The 23763-nt window shown below is 73.6% G+C and carries 21 protein-coding genes; 7 read left to right on the forward strand and 14 right to left on the reverse strand.

Translation table 11 applies throughout. The annotated features are described in order from the left end of the window. Positions 1-2: 2 nt before the first annotated feature. Complete coding sequence (locus tag QRT04_RS04240) at positions 3-1325, reverse strand: ABC transporter substrate-binding protein (protein ID WP_289453746.1); 1323 nt, start codon at positions 1323-1325, stop codon at positions 3-5. Between the two features lie 159 nt (positions 1326-1484). Between QRT04_RS04240 and QRT04_RS04245 the strand changes: the two genes are divergently transcribed. Continuing rightward, a complete protein-coding gene (locus tag QRT04_RS04245) occupies positions 1485-2459 on the forward strand; it encodes a LacI family DNA-binding transcriptional regulator (protein ID WP_289455705.1) in 975 nt (324 codons plus the stop codon). Further along, positions 2456-3106, forward strand: coding sequence for a polysaccharide deacetylase family protein (locus tag QRT04_RS04250; RefSeq protein WP_289453748.1), 651 nt, complete (start codon positions 2456-2458; stop codon positions 3104-3106). Before QRT04_RS04245 ends, QRT04_RS04250 begins: the two co-directional genes overlap by 4 nt. A 76-nt stretch (positions 3107-3182) precedes the next feature. On the opposite strand, the gene QRT04_RS04255 is transcribed toward QRT04_RS04250, so the two are convergent. From QRT04_RS04255 to QRT04_RS04265, 3 genes are all read right to left on the reverse strand, one after another. Beyond that, positions 3183-4229 carry a LacI family DNA-binding transcriptional regulator gene (locus QRT04_RS04255; protein WP_289453749.1) on the reverse strand — a complete coding sequence of 349 codons (1047 nt, stop codon included), beginning with the start codon at positions 4227-4229 and terminating at the stop codon, positions 3183-3185. Positions 4230-4382: 153 nt separating this feature from the next. Then, entirely contained in the window at positions 4383-9491 is a 5109-nt protein-coding gene (locus QRT04_RS04260) for an endo-1,4-beta-xylanase (RefSeq protein WP_289453750.1), read from the reverse strand. Between the two features lie 226 nt (positions 9492-9717). Next, positions 9718-10698, reverse strand: a complete 981-nt coding sequence (locus QRT04_RS04265; RefSeq protein ID WP_289453751.1) for a glycoside hydrolase family 43 protein — start codon at positions 10696-10698, stop codon at positions 9718-9720. Positions 10699-10956: 258 nt separating this feature from the next. Here QRT04_RS04265 and QRT04_RS04270 point away from each other — a divergent pair, with 258 nt between their 5' ends. Genes QRT04_RS04270 through QRT04_RS04285 form a run of 4 tightly spaced genes read left to right on the forward strand, consistent with a single transcriptional unit; the run spans position 10957 to position 15059 of the window. Beyond that, complete coding sequence (locus QRT04_RS04270) at positions 10957-12018, forward strand: iron-siderophore ABC transporter substrate-binding protein (protein WP_289453752.1); 1062 nt, start codon at positions 10957-10959, stop codon at positions 12016-12018. Positions 12019-12055: 37 nt separating this feature from the next. Next, a complete protein-coding gene (locus QRT04_RS04275; protein ID WP_289453753.1) occupies positions 12056-13105 on the forward strand; it encodes a FecCD family ABC transporter permease in 1050 nt (349 codons plus the stop codon). A gap of 52 nt (positions 13106-13157) precedes the next feature. Continuing rightward, the gene (locus QRT04_RS04280) at positions 13158-14216 is read left to right on the forward strand and encodes a FecCD family ABC transporter permease (protein WP_289453754.1); all 1059 of its coding nucleotides are present in this window, start codon (positions 13158-13160) and stop codon (positions 14214-14216) included. A 15-nt stretch (positions 14217-14231) separates the two neighbouring features. Beyond that, positions 14232-15059, forward strand: coding sequence for an ABC transporter ATP-binding protein (locus QRT04_RS04285; protein ID WP_289453755.1), 828 nt, complete (start codon positions 14232-14234; stop codon positions 15057-15059). Positions 15060-15105: 46 nt separating this feature from the next. Here QRT04_RS04285 and folE read toward each other — a convergent pair whose 3' ends face one another. Both folE and QRT04_RS04295 read right to left on the reverse strand, forming a co-directional pair. After that, complete coding sequence (folE, locus tag QRT04_RS04290; protein ID WP_289453757.1) at positions 15106-15744, reverse strand: GTP cyclohydrolase I; 639 nt, start codon at positions 15742-15744, stop codon at positions 15106-15108. After that, complete coding sequence (locus tag QRT04_RS04295) at positions 15741-16166, reverse strand: hypothetical protein (protein WP_289453758.1); 426 nt, start codon at positions 16164-16166, stop codon at positions 15741-15743. Before QRT04_RS04295 ends, folE begins: the two co-directional genes overlap by 4 nt. Positions 16167-16252: 86 nt before the next feature. Here QRT04_RS04295 and QRT04_RS04300 point away from each other — a divergent pair, with 86 nt between their 5' ends. Further along, the gene (locus tag QRT04_RS04300) at positions 16253-16948 is read left to right on the forward strand and encodes a helix-turn-helix transcriptional regulator (protein WP_289453759.1); all 696 of its coding nucleotides are present in this window, start codon (positions 16253-16255) and stop codon (positions 16946-16948) included. Between the two features lie 13 nt (positions 16949-16961). On the opposite strand, the gene QRT04_RS04305 is transcribed toward QRT04_RS04300, so the two are convergent. From QRT04_RS04305 to QRT04_RS04340, 8 genes are read right to left on the reverse strand one after another with little or no spacing between them, the layout of a single operon-like run. Next, positions 16962-17495, reverse strand: a complete 534-nt coding sequence (locus QRT04_RS04305; RefSeq protein ID WP_289453760.1) for a nitroreductase/quinone reductase family protein — start codon at positions 17493-17495, stop codon at positions 16962-16964. Between the two features lie 24 nt (positions 17496-17519). After that, a complete protein-coding gene (locus QRT04_RS04310) occupies positions 17520-17945 on the reverse strand; it encodes a hypothetical protein (protein WP_289453761.1) in 426 nt (141 codons plus the stop codon). Further along, the gene (gene fdxA / locus QRT04_RS04315; protein WP_289453762.1) at positions 17942-18292 is read right to left on the reverse strand and encodes a ferredoxin; all 351 of its coding nucleotides are present in this window, start codon (positions 18290-18292) and stop codon (positions 17942-17944) included. Before fdxA ends, QRT04_RS04310 begins: the two co-directional genes overlap by 4 nt. A gap of 30 nt (positions 18293-18322) precedes the next feature. Further along, positions 18323-19270 (reverse strand): NAD(P)H-dependent flavin oxidoreductase, encoded by a 948-nt coding sequence (locus tag QRT04_RS04320; RefSeq protein WP_289453764.1) that lies wholly within the window; start codon positions 19268-19270, stop codon positions 18323-18325. Then, positions 19267-19968, reverse strand: coding sequence for a helix-turn-helix transcriptional regulator (locus QRT04_RS04325; RefSeq protein ID WP_289453766.1), 702 nt, complete (start codon positions 19966-19968; stop codon positions 19267-19269). Before QRT04_RS04325 ends, QRT04_RS04320 begins: the two co-directional genes overlap by 4 nt. Before the next feature lie 10 nt (positions 19969-19978). Further along, the gene (locus QRT04_RS04330; protein ID WP_289453768.1) at positions 19979-21058 is read right to left on the reverse strand and encodes a lysylphosphatidylglycerol synthase domain-containing protein; all 1080 of its coding nucleotides are present in this window, start codon (positions 21056-21058) and stop codon (positions 19979-19981) included. Next, a complete protein-coding gene (locus tag QRT04_RS04335; RefSeq protein ID WP_289453769.1) occupies positions 21055-21972 on the reverse strand; it encodes a cation transporter in 918 nt (305 codons plus the stop codon). Before QRT04_RS04335 ends, QRT04_RS04330 begins: the two co-directional genes overlap by 4 nt. Continuing rightward, the gene (locus QRT04_RS04340) at positions 21960-23762 is read right to left on the reverse strand and encodes an SLC13 family permease (RefSeq protein WP_289453771.1); all 1803 of its coding nucleotides are present in this window, start codon (positions 23760-23762) and stop codon (positions 21960-21962) included. Before QRT04_RS04340 ends, QRT04_RS04335 begins: the two co-directional genes overlap by 13 nt. Position 23763 lies beyond the last annotated feature (1 nt).

Consider the following 23763-nt stretch of genomic DNA (forward strand, 5'->3'; position numbering starts at 1 on the left):
GCTTAGCCCTTCGCTGCGGCAGCGTTCACCGCGCTGATGATGCCCGCCACGTCGCCCTTGCCCGCGAGCAGGTTGACGACGGCCGTGTTCAGCGCGTTGCCGACGTTCTGGCCGTACAGCGTGTCGAGCCACTGCGACACGTAGGGGGCCGAGTTGAACGCGTTGATGACGTCCTTCGTGATCTGGTCGGTGACCAGGGCCTGGGCGTCCTTGTTGACCGGCGGGGCCTGGAAGGCGGTGTAGTACGCCTTCTGGATGTCCGTGCTGGCCAGGTAGTTGAGGAAGTCGGTGCAGGCCTGCTTCGGAGCCTTCGCCGAGCAGGAGTAGCCGTCGACGCCACCCATGATGGCCTTCGGGTCACCCTGACCGTTCGGCACCGTGATGAACGGCGAGAACGCGAGGTCGGGGAGCGCCTTCTTGTCCGGCGTCAGCGAGCCGATCACGCCCGGGTCCCAGGCGCCCATGAGCTCCATGGCGGCCTTGTGGTTCGCGACCAGGCCGGCCGAGCTGTTCGCGCCCTGCTGGGCCGACGTCGTGAGGAAGCCGTTGTTGAAGGGCTTCGTCGCGGCGAACGTCTTGAGGTCGTTGCCGGCACGCGTCCAGCACTCGTCCTCGAACTTGAGCGACTTGGCCGTCGAGTTCAGCGCGTCCTGGCTGCACTCGCGGAGCGCGAACCAGTAGTACCAGTGCGCCGCCGGCCAGGCGTCCTTGCCACCGAGCGCGATGGCGTCCTTGTTCGTGCCCTTGATCGCGGTGACGGCCGAGTTCAGCTCGTCGAGCGAGGTCGGGAACGCGGAGACCTTGGCAGCGGTCAGGAGGTCCTTGCTGTAGAAGAACCCACCGGGGAGGACCGAGGCCGGCATCGCGTAGAGCTTGTTGTCGATCGTCTCCGCGGCGAAGGCGCCCGCGGCGACCTTGTCCTTGGTCTCGGGGGCGACCGAGTCGGTGATGTCGAGCAGCTGGCCGGCGTCGACCATGGCCTTCATCTTGCCGCCACCACGCTGGAGGAAGATGTCCGGCGCGTCGCCCGAGTTGAGGGCCGTCTGGAGCTTGCCGTCCAGGTCCTCGTTCTGCACCGTCTGGATCTTGATGGTGACGTTCGGGTACTTGGTGTGGAAGCTGGCGACCGTGTCCTCGAAGAACTTGGCGCCGGGGCCGGTGGTGGCGTTCGTCCAGAGCGTCATGGAGACGGGCTTGGAGGTGTCGCCACCAGTCGAACCGGTGTTGTTGTCCGTGCCGCCACCGCTGCTGCTGCAGCCGGCGACCGCGAGCGCGATGCCCGCACCGAGCGCGACGACGGCCGCGCTACGAATCTTCCTGGTCATGAAGAGAAACCCCTCTGTCGTCGTTGACGGGTCGACCAATGTCTGGCGGTAGTGAGTCTGCGTTGCGCTCGACGCCGATGTCAATCGTTGTCGATAACGTTTTCATCACCATGTGGTTACCCTTATGATCACCCCGTGGAGTTCCTGCCCCGCGTCAAGATGGCCGATGTCGCCCGCACCGCCGGGGTCTCGGTCGCGACCGTGTCCAAGGTGGTCAACGGCCGCTACGGCGTCGCGCAGTCGACCATCGACCGGGTCCAGCAGGTCATCGACCAGCTCGGGTACGAGGCCAGTCTCGGCGCCCAGAGCCTGCGCAGCCACCGCACGCACGTGCTCGGCATCCTCGTGGCCGAGTTCGAGCCGTTCTCGACCGAGCTCCTCAAGGGCGCGTCGTCCGCCGTCGCCTCGACGGGCTACGAGCTGCTCGCCTACTCGGGCGGTGGCCGGGGCGCCGACGTCGGCTGGGAGCGCCGTTACCTGTCCCGCCTGTCGGGCACGCTGATCGACGGCGCCGTGATCGTCACGCCGACCGTCGTCGACACGAGCCACGGCGTCCCGGTCGTCGCGGTCGACCCCCACACCGGCCCCTCGGGCATGCCGACGGTCGACTCCGACAACCTCGCCGGTGCGGTGCTGGCCACCGAGTACCTGCTGCGGCTGGGCCACCGGCGCATCGGCTTCCTGGGCGGCCGTCCCGACCTCGAGTCCGCGCGGCTGCGCGAGGACGGCTTCCGCCAGGCGATGGCCCAGGCGGGCGTCCCGGTCGACGAGGACCTCGTACGCGTCGGTGGCTACTCGCAGGCGGCGGCGCTCGGACCCGCGCACGAGCTGCTCTCGCACGAGCACCGTCCCACCGCGGTGTTCGCGGCCAACGACCTCTCGGCCATCGCGGTGATCGACGTCGCGCACCGCCTGGGCCTCACGGTCCCCCAGGACCTGTCCGTCATCGGCTTCGACAACGTCCCGGAGTCCGCGCTCACCGAGCCGCCGCTGACGACGGTGCGCCAGCCCCTGCAGCAGATGGGCGCCGAGGCGCTCCGCCTGCTGGTCGACGTGATCGACGGCGTCGAGCGCGAGGACCACGTGCGGCTGCCCACCGAGCTCGTCGAGCGCGCGAGCTGCCGGGCCCTGTGACGTCCGCACCGGACGCGCCCGGCGGCGCGGTCGATCCCGTGGCCGAGCCGGTCGTCCGGGCCCAGGGCACCGGGCTCGTCGCCGCGCTGACGTTCGACGACGGGCCGAACGGCGCCGACACGGAGCGGCTGCTCGACCTGCTGCGCGACACCTCCATCCGCGCGGTGTTCGCAGTGATCGGCGAGAACGTGCTCGCGCGCGGCGGCGCCGACCTGCTGCGCCGCACGGTCGCCGAGGGCCACGTGCTGTGCAACCACTCGATGAGCTTCGCCGACATGGGCGGCTGGCCGGCCGAGCGGGTCGCCGACGACCTGCGCGCGACGCTGCGCACCATCCGCGACGCGCTCGGCGATCCGGCGGCTCCCGTCCCCTACTGGCGCGCGCCCAACGGGAGCTGGGGCGTGACGGCCGGCGTCGCCGTCGAGCTCGGCATGCAGCCGCTCGGCGTCGTGAACACGATCCAGGACTGGGAGGTGCAGGACGTCGAGACGCTGTCGGCGAGCCTGCGCGCCGCGATCCGGCCCGGCGAGCTGGTGCTCGCGCACGACGGCGGGGGCGACCGGAGCGGCACCGTCACGGCCGTCGAGCGCGTGGTGCGCGAGCGGCTCGCCGACGGTTGGACCTTCACGCTGCCGCTGCCGCGCTGACCTGCGGCCGCGCCGACCCGCGGCGACGACGCCGCCCTCCGCACGCGGACGGACCGCGACGTGCCCCCGTCGGAGCTCAGCGCGAGTGCGGCGGCGCCGTGCTCTCGCGCACGACGAGCTCGGTCGCGAGGTCGATCCGCAGGTTCGCGGGTGTCTCGCCGCGCGCCAGCCCGAGCACCATGCGCGTCGCGGTGGCCGCCATCTCCATGAGCGGCTGGCTCACCGTCGTCAGGCGGGGGCCGATCCACTCCGTCACCGGCAGGTTGTCGTACCCGACGACCGAGAGGTCGTCCGGCACGTGGAGACCGAGGTCGCGCGCGGCGCGCAGCACGCCGAGCGCCTGGAAGTCGGACCCGGCGAAGATCGCCGTCGGGCGCTCCTCGCGGTCGAGCAGGCTCAGCCCGTGCTTGTACCCGCCGCCGACGAAGAAGTCGCCGTACCGGATGAGCGACGGGTCGATCGGCACGCCCGCCTCCTCGAGCGCGGACCGGTAGCCGTCGATGCGCGCTCGGCTGCACAGCACGTCGGCCGGGCCGGAGATCACGGCGATGCGCCGGTGGCCCAGCGAGAGCAGGTGGCGCGTGGCCGCGAGGCCGCCGGCCCAGTTCGCCGAGCCCACGGTCGGGACGCCCGGCGGCTGCTCGCCCGCGGTGTCGACGACGACGAAGGGGATCGAGCGAGTCTCGAGCTGGTGGCGCTGCTGCGGCTCGAGCTCCGAGAGCACGAAGATCACGCCGCGAGGGCGCCGCCGCAGCACGTCGTCGAGCCACTCCTGGCGCGGGCGGTGCGCGCCTCCGAGCTCCGACAGCACGACGCCGAGCCGGTGCCGGGCCGCGACCCGCTCGACGCCCGCGATGATCTGCAGCGCCCACGGCGAGTCGAACTCGTTGAAGACGAGGTCCAGCAGGCCCGGGCCCGACCCGATGCGGCTGCGCCGCGGTCGGTACCCGCGCGCCTCGATCACCGACTCGACCTTGGCGCGCGTCGCGGCGGACACGTCGGCGCGGCCGTTGAGCACCTTCGACACCGTGGGCACCGAGACGCCGGCCTCGGCGGCGATCGCCGCGATCGTGACGGCGCCGCCTGCGCCGTCGGCCTGGGCGTCGATGCCCTCGGTCGCCATCGGGTCCTCCTGTCGCGGGTGCTGGGTGCACCGTATCGTCCCGCGGCGGTGTCCCGGAGACGACGCGGCGGTCCGGGTCCCCGCGAGAGCCGCGGGGACCAGGACCGCCGTCGCGGGGCGTCCCGGCTCCTGCCCGGGACGCCCCCTGTCACGTCACTTGGTGACGTGCAGCGTGGCCGTCGAGCTCGTCACCGAGCCCTTGGCGTTCGTGACCACGACGCGCACCTGCGTGCCGTTGCGCGCCTGGGTGGCGGTCACGTAGAGCGTGGACGACTTGCCCTGGATGGCAGGCGCCCAGTGGCTCGAGCCCGGCAGCTTCACGTACCAGCGGTACGTCGCCTTCGGCGACGCGGCGACCGAGACGTGGAACGACGCGAGCTTGCCCGCCTTCACCTTGACCGACACCGGCTGACCGGTGATCGTCGGCTTGGCGGCCTTGACCGTGACCGTCGCGGAGCTGCTGGTCGCCGTGCCGGCGGCGTTGCGGAACACCGCGCGGTACTTCGCACCGTTGATGCTCGAGCTGACCTTGACCGACAGCGTGGTCGAGGTCTTGCCGGCGAGCGTCGTCCACGTGGACGCGCCCTTGAGCTGGCGCTGCCACGAGACCGTCGGGGTCGGGTAGCCCGACGCCTTGGCGGTCAGGGAGACCGTCGAGGCGAGAGCGCCCGAGACCGACTTCGGCTGCACCGTGACGACCGGCTTGACCTGCTTGATCGTCAGGGTCGCGGCCGACGAGGCCACCGTGCCGACGGTGTTGGTGAACACCGCGCGGTACTTGGCGCCGTCGACACCGGCCGAGGAGACGACCGACAGGCTGGGCTTGGTCGCGCCCGCGACCGTCGTCCAGACGATCGCGCCCTTGAGCTGGCGCTGCCACGTGACGGTCGGCGTCGGGTTGCCCGTCGCCGCCGCGGTGAACGTCGCCGTGCCACCGAGGCTCACCGACACCGAGGCCGGCTGCTTCGTGACGACGGGCGCCGTCTGGGCCGGCGGCGTCGGGGTCGCGGCGACCAGCTGCGCGACGCCCCAGCGGGACGTCGTCTGGTAGCCCGTGCCCGTGGGCTCGGCCCAGCTGAAGTTGGCCGTCCGTGCACCGCTCGTGCCGTCGTTGACCGAGTAGTCCAGGCCCTCGAAGGCACCGATGCCGGTGTTGCCGTCCTTCAGGTCGATCCGCGCCTCGACGACGTAGCCGTGGCCACCGATCTTGGCGCTGGTCTGCACCCGTGCCGCCTGCGCGGTCTCCGAGTCGCCACCGCCGTACGACACGTCACCGTTCGCGCCGATACGCAGCTGCATGTCGTCGGGACGGTACGAGCCGTTCTTCGCGTTGCCCGGGTCGGTGAAGATCTCGACCGAGTCACGCTCGTAGGCGTTCGGCGACGTGCTGTCGACCGTCGGGTCGGTCACGTCCGCCAGCACGTAGAGGTAGTTGTCCTTCCACAGCTGGTAGACCTTCGCCTTCGCGCCGTCCGCCGCGCCCGAGATGAGCGTGGACGTCGTGACCGTCGAGGCCGAGTCCCAGACCGAGTCCTGCACGCCGTCGATCGTCGGAGCCGTGGCGGCCTCCGGGATCTCCGTGTACGAGAGCGGCTCGATGAGCTGGAGCGTGCCGAGCGAGCCGGCCGTGTTCCAGCCCGTGGTCGTCGAGCCGTCGGTGACGGCGGCGTCGAACTGCGCGCTGCCGCCCCGGCTCAGCGCCGGGCTCTCCGGCAGGTGCGCCACGACCTTCCAGCCCGACGACGTCGAGCTGACCTGGGCCGTGACACCCGTGCCGGTGACCGTGCCGTCACGCTTGACGGTCGCGGTCTGGCCCGAGCCGTAGGAGAACGTCACCGCGTCGGTGGCGTCCGCCGTGGAGTCGTCGACCGTCACGTACGCGGTCAGGCTGTCGGCCGCCCAGCGGAGCTGGAAGCCGGCGTGGTCGCCGATGGCGTGGAGCGGGAGCTTGCTCCACTCGACCGACGACGTCTGGTCGGCGCCCGTGACGTCGCCCTGGAAGACGATCGCGCTGCGCACCTGGCCGGGCAGGTCCTGGTCGGTGACGCCGTAGTAGGCGTACTTCGCCTGCAGCGAGTCGTCGAACAGGAGCGGCGCACCCGAGCTGGCACGCCAGCTCTGGCCGTCGAGGAGACCCCAGACCGTCGCCGAGAAGATGTTGGCGCCGTCGGCCTTCTCCGCCCGGAGCATGTCGAAGATGCCCTTGTAGTAGTAGCCCTGGTCGATGAGGTTGGCCTCGGTGACCGGGGTACCCGTCGGGACGTCCAGCTCGGTGATGGCCTGGAAGAGCTCGTGGCCGTCGGCGGTCTGGATGCCGTTGAAGCCGTCGATCGCGTCCTTGAGGGTCGAGATCGGCGTCGACATCGTCACGTGGAACTGGTGGCCCACACCGTCGACCGGGACGTCGTCCGCGATGAGGCGGTTGACGAGGTCGAGGAGGCGGCCGCGCTTGCCCGTCTGCTCCGTGTTGTAGTCGTTGATGAAGAGCTGGATCGGGTGGTCGACCCCGTCCGCGGCGTACGTGCCGTTGAAGGCCGCGTTCGCCTCGTTGAAGGCGTCCTCGATGTACTCCTCACCGAGGATCTGGTACCAGTGGCTCTGGCGCAGACCCTCCGGGTCGCCCGCGTTGTCGGAGACGACCTCGTTGACCACGTCGAACGAGACGAGCGGGTTGGTGTCGCTGCCGAACTTCCCGTACTTGTCGGACAGGTACTTCGCGACGTTGTCGATGTGCGTCTTCAGCCGGTCGCGCATGATCTGCTTGTCGGCGTCGGAGCTCGTCAGGAAGTTGCCGTCGGAGTCCTGGAAGAACCAGTCCGGCGTCTGCTGGTACCAGACCAGCGTGTGGCCGTAGACCCGCAGGTCGTTGTCCTGCGCGAACTGCATGAGCGTGTCCGCGTCGGCGTTCGTGTCCTTGAAGCTGTGGTCGGCGTTGTACCAGCCCTCGGGCTTCATGGTGTTCTCGGGCGTGACCTGGTCGAAGTGCTTGCCCAGGAGCTTGCCGGCCGCGCCGACGAGCTGCGCCGAGGAGACCGCGGCACCCATGGGGAAGTCCAGGGTGTCCTTGATCGGCGTGATGTCCTGGACGTTCGCGACGACCTGGGTGACCGTGATGTCGTCCAGCAGGAGGTTCGACGTGTTGCCCGCCGCGCCGTTCGCCCACTTCGTCTCGAAGTAGAGGTAGAGCGAGTCGGACGCCGGGACCGTGAACTTCTGCTTGATCTGCGTCCAGCCGGTGTTCGTCACGCCCGTGAACGCGCCGAACTGGCTGTACGTGGTCGAGCCGGCCTTCGTCTGCGCGTAGCTCAGGTCGACGTCGTCCGTCGGCTGGCCGTCGGCGAACCGCGCCCAGCCCGTGAGCTCGTACGTCTGGCCGGCCTGGAGCGTGCACGTGACGTCGCGGCCCATGCCCTGGCCCTGGCTCACGCGGTCGCTCACGACGACGGCCTTGCCGCCGTCGTGCCCGACGCCGTCGGTGACGGTGAGCGTCGCCGTGCCGTGGCCGTCGTCGCGCCCGCTCCAGCCCTGGAGCGTGCCGTCCTCGAAGTCGGTGTCGATCGCCGTGCCGCTCGGGTACGAGCAGACGCCGCCGTTCGAGCCGCCCGCGGGGCCGCCCTGGGGCAGGGTGAACGTCCAGCCCTCGTCGATCAGGCGGTTGACCACCGTCTTGACCGCCGCGATGCCCGCCGTGCGGACGCCGCCGCCGTCGTGCACCAGCACGATCTCGCCGGGGTGCGACGTGATCGTCGAGTACAGGGCGTCGGTCAGCGCGGCCTCGTCGCCCGCGTTGGAGGCGCCGTCCCAGTCGTTGATCAGGTTGCGCACGTCGAGCGGCTGCTCGCCGAGCTGGACCGCGATGCCGGCCGAGCTGCCCCACACGCCGTCGGGCGCGCGGTAGAACGGCACCTGGGCGTTCGGGTCACCGAGAGCCGTGCGGATCGTCCCCATGTTCTGCATGAGACGGTCGGCGATCTGCTGGTCGGTGAGGGTGTTGACCTCGCTGTAGTCGGTCGAGTGGTTGCACAGCGCGTTGCCGCCGGCGACGATGTCGCGCAGCACCGCGGCGCCGCCGCTGGCCGTGACGTTCTGGCCGATGACGCAGAACGTGGCGTGGATGCCCTTGTCGGCCAGGAAGCCGAGCAGGTCCTCGGTCGTGGCGCCGTTCGGGCCGTCGTCGAAGGTCAGCGCCACGGTCTTGTCCGTGCCACGCGCCTTGTACGTCGGCGTGGCGACCGGGTCGATCGCGCCGCCGGGCACGAAGCCCGCGGGGATCGTGATGCCCGAGCCGCCGCCCGAGCCCTCGCCCGGAGCGGTGACCAGCACGTCGTCGAGGAGGAAGCCGGGCTTCGCCGAGCCGTCCCACGGGCCCGCCTCGAGGGCGAACTTGACCGTCGTCGGGTCGACGCCGTCGGGCAGCGTGTAGGTGCCGCCGATCGTGGTCCAGTCCGACGCCGACACGGCCTGACCGCCCACCGGCGTGTACGAGCCGTCGTAGACGGTGAAGCGGCCGACCGAGCTCGCGACGTCGTCGAGGAGCTTGACCTTGGCCGAGAACGTGTACTGCACGCCCGCGGAGAGGATGCCCGTCGCGGACTGGACGGAGTCCCACGTGTTGGCGCGGCCGGTGACGCTGAGCGCCTTGCCCGTGCCGTTGTCGACGTAGCCCAGCGTCGGGCTCCCGCTCTGCTGGAGAGCACCGAGCGAGCTGTCGTCGAAGTCCGCCGACACGATCGTCTGGGTCGTGGGCGTCGTGCTCGCGACGTCGGCGACCACGGAGATGTCGTCGAGCTGGTAGCTGAACGTGTCGCCGCTGTCCGCGCCGGTGCCCGTGTAGAACGTGACGCCCGTGTCGCCGTCGCCGACCGTGTACGTGCCGTCGATCGTCGTCCACGAGCTCGCGCTGAGCGCCGTGTTCGAGGAGACCCACGAGTAGCCGGGCTTCTTCACCCAGCGGGCCGAGTACGAGCCGTCGGCCACGAGCCGGGCCTTCATCGAGACGTGCACCTTGGTGCCCGTGGCGAGACCGTCGAGGAGCGTCGCGGGCGTCTCGAGCCCGTCGTACGACGCCGTGCGGTTGTCGATCTCGTAGACCTTGTTGCCGGTGCCGTCGTCCACGACGTTCCCGGCGGCTCCCGACTGCGTGAGAGCGCCCTTGGTGCCGTCCTCGAAGTTGACGGACAGCAGACTCGTCGGCGTGGTGTCAGCGGCGAACGCCCCCGAGGCCACGACCAGCGGTGAGACGACGAGGGCTGTCGCCGCCACGCCAACTCCGATACTTTCGGCGACTCCATGTCGCCGGGAATTCCACCTCATGACGCTCCTTTGCGCGCAGTGGTGCCAGAACGCCCGAACTCTATGGGTCGGAGCGTGAGACAAGCCACAACGTGCGCCCGAACGGAGGTGCGCGTGACACGATCGTGTCCGAAAGTATCGGCCGGCGACGGTCCTCAGGCGCGCCGGCGAGCCGGCGCCACCCGAGGCTCGACGGTCAGGGGGTGATGGTGCGGATCGACCCGTCGGCCTCGAACTCGAGCGGCGCCATCAGGACGTCGCGCAGGTTGTCCTGCCCCGACTTCCGCGCCGAGTGGTAGAGCAGGTACCACTGGTCGTCGAACTCGACCATCGAGCCGTGCGTGGTCCACCCGTCGACCGGGTCCAGCACGATGCCGCGGTACGCGAACGGGCCGTAGGGCGACGAGCCCGTCGCGTACGCCAGGTGGTGGCTCGGGCCGGTCGACCACATGAAGTAGTACGTGCCCTCGCGCTTCGACATCCACGAGCCCTCGAAGAACGCGCGGTCGTCGCCGGCCGTCAGCGGCTTGCCGTGCTCGTCGAGCACCACGACCTCGCGCGTCGGCTCGGCGAAGTGGTGCAGGTCGTCCGACAGCCGCACCACGCGCGCCCCCAGCGCGGGGGCGTCGTCGGCCGGGTAGTCGTCGCGGCCGAGCGGCTTGTCGTCGCGGTAGCGCTGCAGCTCGCCGCCGATCAGGCCGCCGAAGTACATGTACGTCGCGCCGTCGTCGTCGGTGAAGACGGCGGGGTCGATGCTGTAGCTCCCCGCGATGGGCCGGGGGTCGGCCGTGAAGGGGCCCGTCGGGCTCGACGACGTCGCGACGCCGATGCGGAAGGCGCCCTTCTTGTCGCGCGCCGGGAAGTACAGGAAGTACGTGCCGCCCTTGCGCGCCGCGTCGGGCGCCCACAGCTGCTTGCTCGCCCACGGCACGTCGGCGAGCGCGAGCGCGACGCCGTGGTCGGCGGCCCGCGCGGTCGGCTCCGCGAGGCTCAGCACGTGGTAGTCCGTCATCGCGTACTGACCGCCGTCGCGGTCCGCGGGGACATCGGTCGGGATGTCGTGCGACGGGTAGACGTAGAGCGTCCCGTCCCAGACGTGGCCCGACGGATCGGCCGTGTAGATGTCGTCGACGAGCGGGCCCGTCGTCGTCTGCGGTGCGGTGGTCGTCGCTTCCACGGGTGCGTGGTCCTCCCCGGCGCAACCGGCGAGCAACCCGGCCGAGGCCGCTACCGCGACCACGGGAGCGAGCACCGCACGTCGCACGCCAGCCTCCTCGATAACGTTTTACACGCGCACTCTAGTGGAGGCCCGGGGGTCGGAAGGCACGTGGCGCACGTCACGTCGGGGAAGTCCGCGAGGGCTTCGTCATCCGCTGCGGTAAGGCTAGCCTTACCTACTGTCGCACGACCGCGACCCTGACCGAGGAGTCCTCGCATGTCCTCCACCGCCACGCGCCGACCGCGCGCCCTGGCCGTCCTCGCCGCGAGCGTCGCGGCCCTCGTCGCGCTCGCCGGCTGCTCGTCCAGCGGCGACAAGGGCGGCGCGGCGCCCACCGGCACCGGCACGGCGTCGGCCGCCGCGGACGCGTTCCCCGTCACGATCCCGTCCGCGCTCGGCTCGGCGACGATCGAGAAGAAGCCCGAGCGCGTCGTGACGTGGGGCTGGTCGGCGCAGGACGCGGTGCTCGCGCTCGGCGTGGTGCCCGCCGCGATGCCGAAGTACACGTACGGCGGCGACGCGCAGGGCGTGCTGCCGTGGGACGCCGAGAAGATCGCCGCCCTCGGCGGGACGACGCCCACCATCCTGTCCGGCGCGGACACCGGCGAGGTGCCGTTCGAGGAGATCGTCGCCGCGAAGCCCGACGTGATCCTGGCGCCCTACTCGGGCCTGACGCAGGAGGACTACGACAAGCTCGCGCAGATCGCGCCGACCGTCGCGTACCCCGACAAGCCGTGGGCGACGACGTGGCAGGACGTGACGACGATCGTCGGCAAGGCGCTCGGCCTGCAGGACCAGGCGAAGAAGCTTGTCGACGACACCGACGCGTACGTCGCGCAGCTCGGCAGCCAGTACCCGGTGCTCAAGGACAAGACGTTCGTGTACAGCGCCGCGAACCAGGCGGACCAGCTCACCGTCTACCGCGCGAGCGACCCGCGCGTGCAGCTGCTCAACCAGCTCGGCATGGTCACCAGCCCGAGCGTCGAGGCGCTCGACCCCAAGAAGGACGAGTCGTACTTCTACACGGTCAGCTACGAGAACGTCTCGAAGATCGACACCGACCTGCTCGTCGCGTACTTCGACGACCAGGCAGCCGCCGACACGTTCGCGTCCGACCCGCTGATCGCCGCCATGCCGTCGGTCAAGAGCGGCGCCTTCGCCCCGATCGTGGGACAGTCCTTCGTCATGGCGTCCAGCGCGCCGTCGGCGCTGTCCATCCCGTGGATGCTCGACAAGTACGTCCCGCAGCTCGCGGCCGCCGCCGAGAAGGCTCAGTGATCCCCTCCCCCGTCGCGCTCGGCTCGGAGCGCACCGCGTGACGACGGCCGTCGCCGTCGACCGGCGCCGGCCCCCGGGAGCTCCCGCGGGCCGGCGCCGCCGTCTGCTCGTGGGGCTGGTCGTGTGCCTCGTCGTGCTGCTCGTCGTGTGCGTGGTGAGCCTGATGGTCGGGTCGCACGCGCTCGCGCCCGGTGCCGTGCTCGACGCGCTCCGGCACCGCGGCGACGACGAGGCCTCGCTGATCGTGTGGGACAAGCGGCTGCCGCGGACCGCCGTCGGGGTGCTCGCCGGCCTCGCGCTCGGGCTCGCCGGCACCGTGATGCAGGGGCTGACGCGCAACCCGCTCGCCGACCCCGGGTTGCTCGGCATCAACGCCGGCGCAGCCGTGGCCGTCGTCGTGGCGATCTCGGCGTTCGGGGTCACGAGCGTCGCGGGGTACGTGCCGTTCGCGTTCGTCGGCGCCGCGCTCGCGGCGACGGTCGTCTACGGCGTCGCGTCCGCGGGACGCGAGGGCGCGACGCCGACCAAGCTCGCGCTGTCCGGCGCCGCGGTGACCGCCGCGCTGACCTCGGTCGTCACCGCGGTGCTGCTCACCAGCACGCCCGCCGTGTCGCAGCTGCGGTTCTGGCAGGTCGGGGCGCTCGCGGGCCGGGGCTCCGAGGTCGTGGCGCAGGCCGTCGGCCCGATCGTCGTGGGCGCAGCGCTCGCGCTCTCGCTCGGCCGCGCGCTCGACGGGCTCGCGCTCGGCGACGACGTCGCGCGCGCGCTCGGTCAGCGCGTCGGGCGGGTGCGCGTCGTCGCCGGCGTCGCCGTCGTGCTGCTGTGCGGCACGGCGACCGCCGCCGCCGGGCCCATCGCGTTCGTCGGGCTCGTGGTACCGCACGCCGCTCGGCGGTTCGTCGGGCACGACTACCGGTGGCTGCTCGCGTACTCCGCGGTGCTCGCGCCCGCGTTCCTGGTGGCGTGCGACGTCGTCGGGCGGGTCGTCGCGTACCCCGGCGAGCTCGAGGTCGGGATCGTCACGGCCGTGGTCGGCGCGCCCGTGTTCATCGCGATCGTGCGGCGCGGCCGGGCGGTGACGCTGTGAGCGCTCCGGAGGCCGCGCAGCGGCCGCAGGTTCGCGAACCGGAGGCACTCTGATGACGACGACGCTCGACGTGCCCCGGCCGGACGCGGCCGGGGCGGCGCGGGACGCGCGGGCGCTGCGGCGCTCGCACGAGCTGCGCGTCGTCGTCGTGCTCGGGGTGCTGCTGGCGTTCGCGGCGGCGGTGTCGCTGTGCCTCGGGCAGGCCGGTCTGACCCCGGGCGAGGTGCTCGACGTGCTGCTCGGGCGCGGGGACGCGATCTCCCGTTTCGTGGTGCTCGAGCTGCGCGGGCCGCGGCTCGCGACGGCGGTGCTGGTCGGCGCGTGCCTCGGCGTCTCGGGCGCCCTGCTGCAGTCCGTGGTGCGGAACGTGCTCGCGAGCCCCGACGTCGTCGGGCTGACGGCCGGAGCCTCGGCCGCCGGGGTCATCGGCCTGGTGTGGCTCGGCCTGTCCGGGCTCGCGCTCTCGGGGCTCGTGCTGGTCGGGGCGCTCGCCTCGGCCGCCGCGGTCTACCTCCTGGCGTGGCGCGACGGGTTGTCGGGGTACCGGTTCGTGCTCGTCGGGATCGGGGTGGCGGCGCTCGGGACGGCCGTCGTCTCGTACGTGCTGACGCGCGGCAGCGTCACGGACGCGCGCGTCGCACTCACCTGGCTGACGGGCTCGCTCAACGGGTCCGGGGGCACGGCGCTCACGACGCTCGCGGCGTCGTCGCTGGTCGCCGTGCCCGCGGCGCTGCTGCAGGGCCGTCGGCTCGCGGTGCTCGAGCTCGGCGACGAGGCCGCGACCGCGTTGGGGGTACGCGCGGAGCGCGCCCGCGGCCTCGCGGTGCTGACGTCCGTGGTGCTCGCCGCGGTGGCCGTGGCGGCGGCCGGCCCGGTCGCGTTCGTGGCGCTCGTGGCCGGGCCGGTCGCACGGCGTCTCACCGGGACCGGCGGGCCGCCGCTGCTGGGCGCCGCGCTGGTCGGGGCGCTCGTCGTGGTGGTGTCGGACGCCGTCGCGCAGTTCGCGGTCCCGGGCACCGTGTTCCCGGTCGGCGTCGTGACGGGCATCGTCGGCGCGCCGTACCTGCTGTGGTTGCTGGTCCGCACCAACCGGGCCGGTCGAGGTGGTTGAGATGAGGTGGACGACGTGACCGCCGAGCACACGCTCGTCGCGGAGGGCCTGACCCTCGCGTACGACGGCCGCACGGTCGTCGAGGACCTGGGTCTGGCGGTGCCACCGGGACGCGTGACCGCCGTGGTGGGGCCCAACGCGTGCGGCAAGTCGACGCTGCTGCGCGGGCTCGCACGACTGCTCGCGCCGACCGCGGGCCGCGTGCTGCTCGACGGCGAGGACGTGCACCGTGTGCCGACGCGGCGCGTGGCCACCGTGCTCGGGCTGCTGCCGCAGACGCCGACCGCGCCCGAGGGCATCACGGTCGCGGACCTCGTCGCGCGCGGGCGGTACCCGCACCAGGGCTGGGTCAGGCGCTGGTCCGCCGCGGACGACGAGGCGGTGGGCGCGGCCATGGCGGCGACCGGCGTCGTCGACCTGGCCGCGCGACCGCTCGCGGAGCTGTCCGGCGGGCAGCGGCAGCGCGTCTGGATCGCGATGGCGCTCGCCCAGCAGACCGACGTGCTGCTGCTCGACGAGCCGACGACGTTCCTCGACATCGCGCACCAGGTGGAGGTCCTCGAGCTGCTCGCGGACCTCAACCGGTCGCGCGGCACGACCGTCGTGATGGTGCTGCACGACCTCAACCTCGCGGTGCGGTACGCCGACCACCTGGTGGCGATGCGGGACGGCCGGGTGGTCGCGGCGGGCGCGCCGCGCGACGTCGTGGACGCCGCGCTCGTGCAGGACGTGTTCGACCTGCGCTCCGTGGTCGTGCCGGACCCCGTGACCGGCGATCCGCTCGTGGTGCCGGTCGGCCGCTCGCACCACGCGCCGGGCGCCGAGCCGGGCGCCGGGATCTGACGACGCGGCGCGGCTGCGACGAGGGTCGGCCGGCGACGTCGCCCGGTCAGCGCCGCGGCGCCGGCTCCGCGACGGCGGCGAGGAACTCGTCGCGCAGCGCGCGGTCGGTGCGCAGGTCGCCGAGCAGCGTCGACGTCCGCGTCGTGGCTCCGGTGGCGCGCGCGCCGCGCAGGCTCATGCACGAGTGCTCGGCCACGACGACGACGCCGACGCCGCGCGTGTCCAGCGCGCCCGCGAGTCGCTCCGCGACCTGGCGCGTCAGCCGCTCCTGCGTCTGCGGCCGCGCCGCGGCGTGCGCCACGAGCCGCGCGAGCTTGGACAGCCCGACGATCCGCGTGCCGGGCAGGTAGCCGACGTGCGCCACTCCCCCGAACGGCAGCATGTGGTGCTCGCAGACCGAGCGGACGGGGATCTCGCGCACGAGGACGAGCTCGCCGTACGCGTCGTCGTTGGGGAACGTCGTGACGTCGAAGCCGGCCGGCGTGAGCAGCTCGGCGTACGCCTGCGCCATCCGGCGCGGCGTCTCGAGGGTGCCGGCGGTCGTCACGTCGACGCCGAGGGCGACGAGGAACGCGGCCGCGGCGTCCTCGGCGGCGTCGAGGTCGACGACGCGCTCGTCACCGTCGTCCGGGCGGCTGTCGACGCCGCGCGCCCGGGCGCGCCCGGCCCACGTCGCCGCGCTCACAGCGCGTCCGGGCGCGGGCGGTCCGCGGCGAGGAACGCGAGCGCCAGCGCGCCGGCGAGCAGCCCGAGGTCGCGGAGCACGATGTCGCCGTAGCCGCCAACGCTCAGCAGGCTGACGACGATGCCGGCGAGCCACAGGGCGACGACGTAGCCGCCGACCCGCGGGTACAGCGCGATGAGCAGACCGGCCGCGACCTCGACGGCGCCGACGATCAGCATCGCGTCGTGCGCGGTGCCGGGCACGATCCGGTCGATCCACGGCGCGAGGTACTTCTCCCAGTCGGGCTGCATCACGCGCACGAACTTGTCGAGCCCGAACAGCACCGGCGCGACGGCGTAGACCGTGCGCAGGAGGTAGAACGCCCGGCGGGCGCCCGCGCCGGTGGCGACGGACGGCTGCGCGACGGCTTCGGTCCTGGTCATGGGAGCGACCTTTCTATGGGAGCGTACGCTGGACGTTAGAACGCTCGAGATCTAACGTCAATGGTTGTCTCCGATAGAAGGACCCCATGGACCTCGCCTCCCGCGCCGCCGCGATCGGGGCTCTCGCCGACCCCGTGCGGCGCGCGCTCTACCAGCACGTCGTCGCCCAGCCCGACGGGGTGGGTCGCGAGCAGGCCGCCGCGGCCGTCGGCGTGCCGGCGCACACCGCGAAGTTCCATCTCGAGCGGCTGGCCGACGAGGGCCTCCTCGACGTCGAGTTCCGACGGCTCAGCGGCCGGACCGGGCCCGGCGCCGGGCGACCCGCCAAGCTCTACCGCCGCGCGCGCTCGGAGGTGACGGTGTCACTGCCCGAGCGGCGGTACGACCTGGTCGGAGACATCCTGGCCACCGCGCTGGAGCAGGTCGGCGAGGGTGCCAAGTGGGACACGGCCGTGCAGCGCGCGGCGCGCGCCGAGGGGGTACGGGCGGGCGACGCCGCGCGGGCCGCGGCGGGCGGTGCCACGGCGGGACCGGAGCCGGACCGGCTCGCCGGCGCGCTCGAGCAGCACGGCTACGAGCCGCGCGTCGAGGGGTCCGAGATCGTGCTGACGAACTGCCCGTTCGACGCGCTGGCGCAGCGCCACACCGCGCTCGTGTGCGGCCTGAACGTCGACTACGTGCAGGGCGTCGCCGACGGTCTCGAGTGCGCCGACGCGCACGCGCGACTCGCGCCCGCGCCGGGCCTGTGCTGCGTGCGGGTCGGCACGTCCGGTCAGGCGTAGGCGCCGGGCCGCCTCAGACGCGGTCGAGCTCGACGACGGGGATCTCGCGGTCCACCTGACGCTGGTGGTCCGCCAAGAACGGCGCCGTCGAGACGATCGCGCCCCACGCCACCGCGCGCTCGTCGCCGGCCAGCACGCGCGCCCGGGCGTCGAACTGCTCGTCGTCCAGCTCGACGTGCACCGTGGGGTCGGCCGCGACGTTGCGGACCCACACCGGGTCGCTCGGTGACGCGTTGCCCGACGCCACGACGAGCACGCGCCCGTCGAGCCGGTGCACCATCAGCGGCGTCGTCCTGCGACGGCCCGTCCGACGGCCGGTCGTGGTGAGCAGCACGAGGCGGTCGCGGTGCATGCCCGGGGGCGTGGCGCCGGCGCGGAACTGCTCGACGACGGCGGCGTCGCGGGCGTGCGCGTCGGCGCCCTGCCGCTCGCTGCCCTGCCGCTCGCTGCCCTGCCGCTCGCTGCCCTGCCGCTCGCTGCCCTGCCGCTCGCTGCCCTGCCGCTCGCTGCCCTGCTGCTCGCTGCTCTGCGGATCGGTGTTCGCCATCGAGCCATCGTCGGCCCGGAGCGGTCAGCCCGCGAGCAGGAGGACGCCCCCGCTCACGAGCGCAGCCACCTTGACGACCTCGAGGACGACGTACACGAGGTGCGCGTGCGACCGGGGCGCGTCACCGCCGGCGAGCACCGCGTCCGACCGGCGGGTCAGCGCAGGCCGCACCCCGACGATCTGGGCGACGAGCACGGCCGCCGCCACCGCGAGCGCGACGACCGCGGCCGCCGGCGGCGCGCCCGCCGCGAGCCCTACGCCCGCGACGACCGCGAGCAGCGCCTCGGCCGCGTTCAGCGCGCGGAACACGAGGCGGCCGATGCCGAGCCCGAGCGGGACGGTGACGCCCGGCGCTCGGAACTTGAGCGGCGCCTCGAGGAACGAGATCGCGAGGACCATGCCGAGCCACACGAACGTCGCGGCCACCGCGAGCGCGTCGCCCGCGCTCACGTCTGGTCGCCCTGCGGCGCGAGCGACGCGACCAGCGGGGTGTCGACGTCGAGCGGGCCGAGCCGCGCGGCTCCGCCGGGGGAACCGAGCGGTGCGCTGCGGCCGGGCAGCGGCTCCGCGAAGAACGCGGCGTTGTCCACGAGGTACGGCGCGAGCGCGTCGGGGAGGTCGTCCTCGTAGTAGATGGCCTCGACCGGGCAGACCGGTTCGCACGCGCCGCAGTCGACGCACTCGTCCGGGTGGATGTAGAGCGAGCGTGCGCCCTCGTAGATGCAGTCCACGGGGCACTCGTCGACGCACGCGCGGTCCTTGACGTCCACGCACGGCTGGCCGATGACGTAGGTCATGGCTGCGAGTTTACACAGGCCATTCTTGGATTAATCCGCCACCTCGCGCGATCGTCGCAAGCGCTCGGCGGCGCCGGAGCAGAACCACGCGACGACCTCCGCGGCGGGCCGCGGGCCGCCCACGAGACCCACTCCCTGCCCCGCGTCGACCGTCGCCACGTCCCAGTCGCCCGTGGTGAACGCGTCGCGCACCACCTCGGCGTCGGGCGCGACGGCACCCTCGGTGAGCCGGTTCCGCACCACGCGCGCGGGCTGGTGCGCGGGCCACGGGTAGCCGAGCGCCTCGTCGACGGTCGTCGTGAGCACCGCGTCCTCGCCGCGCGCGGCGCGCATGCGCTCGCGCGCACCCGGCGCGAGCGTCGACTCCGCGCAGGCGGCGAACGCCGTGCCGACCCACGCGCCGTGTGCACCGGCGGCGAGGACGGCGGCGAGCGAGCGCGGGCCGGAGATCCCGCCGGCCGCGAGCACCGGTCCGTCGACCACGTCGAGGACCGCGTCGAGCAGCGGCAGCGTGCCCATCGCGGGCGTGCCGTGACCGCCGCCCTCCGCGCCGCGCGCCACGACGACGTCCGCACCGGCGTCGGCGGCACGCCGCGCAGCCGACGCGTCCGCGACCTGGACGGCGACCGCGACGCCCGCGGCGTGCGCGCGCCCGACCCAGCCGAGGTCGTCGCCGAAGCTCACCGAGAGCAGGGCCGGCGCCGCACCGAGCGCGACGTCGAGCAGCTCGGGCTCGCGCTCGGCGACCCAGGCCACGAGCCCGACGCCGAACGGTCGGCCGAGCCCGGCCACGTGCGCGAGCTCGGCACGCAACGCGGCCGCCGTCCCGGCGCTGCCCACGCCGACCATGCCCAGCGCGCCCGCACGACTCACGGCCGCTGCGAGCCGACCGCCGGCGACCCCGCCCATCGGCGCGTTCGCGAGGGGTGCCGCCAGGCCGAGCGATCGCGACCAGGGCGTCGACAGCCCGGCCGTCACGACGCCGCCTCGTGCCGGCGGCGACCCGCGCGGCGCACGTGCGCGAGGCACAGGTCCGGCTCGACGAACGGCTCGAGCCGGTCGACCTCGGCCCCGGACCGCCAGGTGGCGAGGGCGCCCTGCATGAGGCCGAGGTGCACGCGACACACCACCATCCGGGGTGCCTCGACGAGGTCGAGGAAGGGGCACTGACGGAGCGCGATGCCGTGCGGCGCCCGCTCGGGCGCGAAGCCCACGTCGTCGAGCACGGTCAGCAGCGCCGGGAGGCCGTCCGGGGGCGCGACCGCGCGCGGCCCCGGGTCCGGTGCGGCCGTGCCACGTGCCCGCGCGATGCGGGCACCCCACGCCCGACCGGCGTCGAGTGCCCGCGTGCCCGCGTCGTCGTCGTGGACGAGCGCCTCGAGCAGCGCGCCGGCGAGCTCGCGGTACCGGTCGGGCCCCTGGGGCATGCGGCGCGTCGCGCGGTAGACGAGCGACGGGCGCCCGCGGCCGCGCGCCGTCGTGGCCGGCGCCTCCTCGACGAGGCCGTCGGCCGCGAGCGCGGCCACATGGAGGCGCACGGTGTTCGGGTGGACACCCAGGCGTGCCGCGAGCTCGGCGACGCCGTCGGGCGCCCGGCGCAGCTCGGCGAGCACCGCGGCGCGCCGCCCCGACGCGGCGCGCGGGCCCGGCGTGCGGTCGTCCTCGATCGCGGCCATGGTGGCGAGTTTACCCAGACACGCCCTGGAGATACGACGTGCCGTCGGCCGGTGGGCGACGCCGCGCCCGCCACCTCCAGGCCACCAGCGCGAGGGTGCCGAGCAGCAACGTCCCGCCGATCGTGACGACGCGCCACGCGAGCGTCGCCGCCACGATCGCTCCCTCGTGCTCGGTGCCCGCGGCGACGGTCCACCCGCCCACCAGCAGGGCGTCGACGACACCGAGCCCCGCCATCGGCAGGATCGTCAACGGGTACGCGAGCAGGAACGCGCCGAGGACGTCGAGGGTCGGCAGGGTCGCCTCGCCGACGCCGACGGCCCGCAGCGCGACCAGCAGGATCGACGCGTCGACGAGCAGCATCACGACGAGCGCCAGGACGGCGCGGAGGATCCCGCGGCGCAGGTCGCCGGCGGCCGTCTGCCGCACCTGCACCACCCGCGCCGCCCACGCCTCCGGGTCCACGCCCCGCCGGACGAGCCGTCCGGCCCGCCCCGCCGCGCGGCCGACGGCGGCGGCGAACGCGTCGCCGCGCAGGATCAGGGCCACGGCCACGCCGAGCGCGGCCGTGGCGAGCGCGCACAGCCCGGCGAACAGCCACTGCCGCCGCTCGATGCCGTCGGCCGCGAGGAACGCGAGGCCGAGCACCGGCGCGCCCACGCGCACGCCGTAGTACGTCGCCATGTTGAGCGTCATGCCCGTCATGGCGCGCACCGGGTCGACGTCCCACGACCGGAACTGCGCCACCCGGAGCACGAGGTCGGCGGGCGGCGGCGCGAATGTCGCGACCACGTGCGCCGACAGGTCGTTCTGCGTCGCGTGCCACAGGCCGAGGCCTGGCACGTACAGCGCCATGGGTGCGGCGTTGAGCGTCTGCCGCACGAGCAGCAGCACGACCATCGGCACGAGCGCCCACCAGGAGAGCCGGCGGAGGGCCGCGGCGACCTCGTCCCAGTCGACGGCCCCCGCGAGCCGGGTGACCGCCCACCAGGCGAACGCCACGACCGCCAGCCACCCCGCCGCGCGCAGGAGGCGCCGGCGCAGCGGCACGGGCTCGGGCGCGGGGACCGGCACGGTCGCGGGCGACGTCACTCGGCCAGCTCGCGGTCCGTGGTCAGCTCGACGGTCGCCCACAGGTCGAACGGAAGCTGCTCGAGGGCGCCGACGACGGCGCGGCGCACCCGGTCCTCGGCGTCGACGTCCCAGCGCGCCTCCTCGACCACGAAGTCGACCTCGACGTACAGGCGGCGTCCGAGCTTGGTGGCCCGGACGAGCGGGTCGGGCAGGTCGAACCCGGCGCGCCCCTCGTCGACCGCGCGCTCGACGGCCGCCATCACGTCGGCCGGCGCCGAGCCCTCGAGCAGCTCGTGGACGCCCTCGCGCATCAGCCGGACCGGCAGCGGCGCGACGGACGCGACCGCCACGAGCACGAGCACCGGGTCGACGAACGACGCGGCCCGGTCGTAGCCGTTGTCGACCAGCAGGATCGCGACGAGGCCCCCCACGGCCACGACCGCGCTCATCGCGGCGCCCGCACGCCACGAGACGATCTCGGCGCGCGCGAGCTCGCCGTCCGGCGAGAGCCGGTGCAGCCACACCGCGACCAGGACCGCGATGACGCCCGACACCACGCCGTAGGCGAGGATCGCGCTGCCCGCCGCCTGCGACCCGCCCGCGACGAGCGTCGCGACCGCCGACACCGCGCCGTACACCAGCGTCGCGAGGATCGCCGCGCCTTGCATGGCGACCGTCAGCGGCGTGGCGGCGTGCCGGCCGAACGGGAAGCGGTGCGACGGCTCGGAGGCCGCGGCGTGCGACGCGAGCAGCGAGACCGCGACGAGCGCGATGCCCGCGACCATGTAGATGCCGTCGAACACCAGCACGTCGGCCCGCGCGGCGAGCCCCCAGAGGATCGCGCCGAGCCCGAGCACACCTGACGTGACGAGCGACGCCGTCAGCGCGCGGCGCTCGCCGAGGGCGGCCGCCTCGGCGGTCACGTCGACCACACGAGCGGGATGAGCCCGATCGCGACGACGAACCACACGGCGGTCGTCACGATGCCGAGCCGCCAGTAGTCGCCGAACCGGTAGCCGCCGGGGCCCATGACGATCATGTTGGCCGGTGTCGCGATCGGCGTCAGGAACGACGCGGCCCCCGCGACGGCCACGAGCATGAGCATCGGCGCGGCACCCACGCCCGCGTCGTGCGCGGCCGCGAGCGCGATCGGCGTGACGACCAGCACCGTCGCGGCGTTGCTGACGAACTGGCCGAGCACGACGGTGAGCCCGAAGATCGCCGCGAACAGCACCCGGGTGCCGCCGTCACCGACGAGCGCGACCAGGTGGCGGGCGAGCTCGTCGGCGGCGCCGCTCGTCTGGATCGCCACCGACAGCGGGATCAGACCACCGATCAGCACGACGGTCTGCCATGAGACGGCCCGGTAGACCTCGCGCTCGGAGAGGACGCGCAGCAGCACCATGCCCGCCGCCCCGACGAGTGCCGCGACCGCCGGCGCGGTGACGCCGGACGCGAACAGCGCGACCGTCACGACGAGCACGCCGAGCGCGCGCCAGGCGGCCGGGCCGAGCGGCGCGTTCTGCTGCCGCACGAGCGCCGGGTCGTCGACCACCAGCACGTCGTCGTCCTGCGCGAGCCCCGCCACGGCGTCCCACGGTCCGTGCAGCAGCAGCATGTCGCCCTGCTCGACGTCGGCGGGCTGTGCGCCGAGGTCGTGACCGAGCCGGTGCACGGCGAGCACCGTGAGCCCGTTGCGCCGCACCTGCCCCGGGAAGACCTTCTGGCCGACCAGCGCCGAGCGCGGCGGGACGACGACCTCGCCGACGCCCGCCTCGCGGCTCAGCAGCGACTCGCGCGTCGCGCGCGTCACCGGGGTCGCGACCACGTCGAGGCCGTGCTCGGCCACGAGCCGGCCGACGCGCGACGAGCTGCCCGTCACGACGAGCACGTCGCCGGGGGCGAGCCGGTCGCCCGCCGCACCCGGCTCGCCGTCGGCGCGCTGGACGCCCACGAGCGCGATGCCCTCGGTGAGCGCGAGGCCGTCGACCGACGCCCCGACCAGCGGGGACGCGGCGCGGACGGCGGCGCGCGTGAAGCCCTCGTCGAGCCGGTAGTGCTCGAGGATGGTCTCGAGGTGGTCGGACAGGTCGGCCGCCTCCTCGTGCGGCTGACGCTCGGGCAGCAGGCGACGCCCGACCAGCGCGGCGACCGCCGTCGTCACGAGCACGAGCGGCACCCCGACGAGCGCGAACTCGAAGAACCCGAACCGCCGGCCCGTCTCCGCGTAGAGCGCGTCGGACACGATGACGTTCACGGGGCTGCCGGACAACGCGAGCAGCGCGCCTGCGCTCGCCGCGTACGCCGTCGGCATGAGCAGCGCGGACGGGCGCAGCCGGGCGCGCCGCGCCGCGAGCACGACGACGGGCAACATGGCGGCGGCCCCGCCGTTGGGCGTCACGACCGCCGCGAGCAGCGCGGTCAGCGCCATGATCGCAACGAGCAGCCGTCCCCAGGTGGTCCCGGCGTGCTGCACGAGCGTACGGCCGGCCCACGCCGTGACGCCCGACCGCTCGAGCCCGGCCGCGATCACGAACAGTGCGGCGATGAACACCACGACCGGGTCGCCGAAGCCGCCGACCGCGGTGGGGGCGTCGACCAGCCCTGTCGCGTACACCGCGAGCGCCGACAGCACCGCGACGAGCCCGACCGGCAGGCGGTTCCAGACGAACAGCGCGACCGTGCCCGCCAGCACGACCAGGCTGAGCGTCGCGTCGCTCACG

Origin of the sequence: Cellulomonas alba (genome assembly GCF_030362835.1) — a bacterium.
GTDB classification, from domain to species: domain Bacteria; phylum Actinomycetota; class Actinomycetes; order Actinomycetales; family Cellulomonadaceae; genus Cellulomonas; species Cellulomonas alba.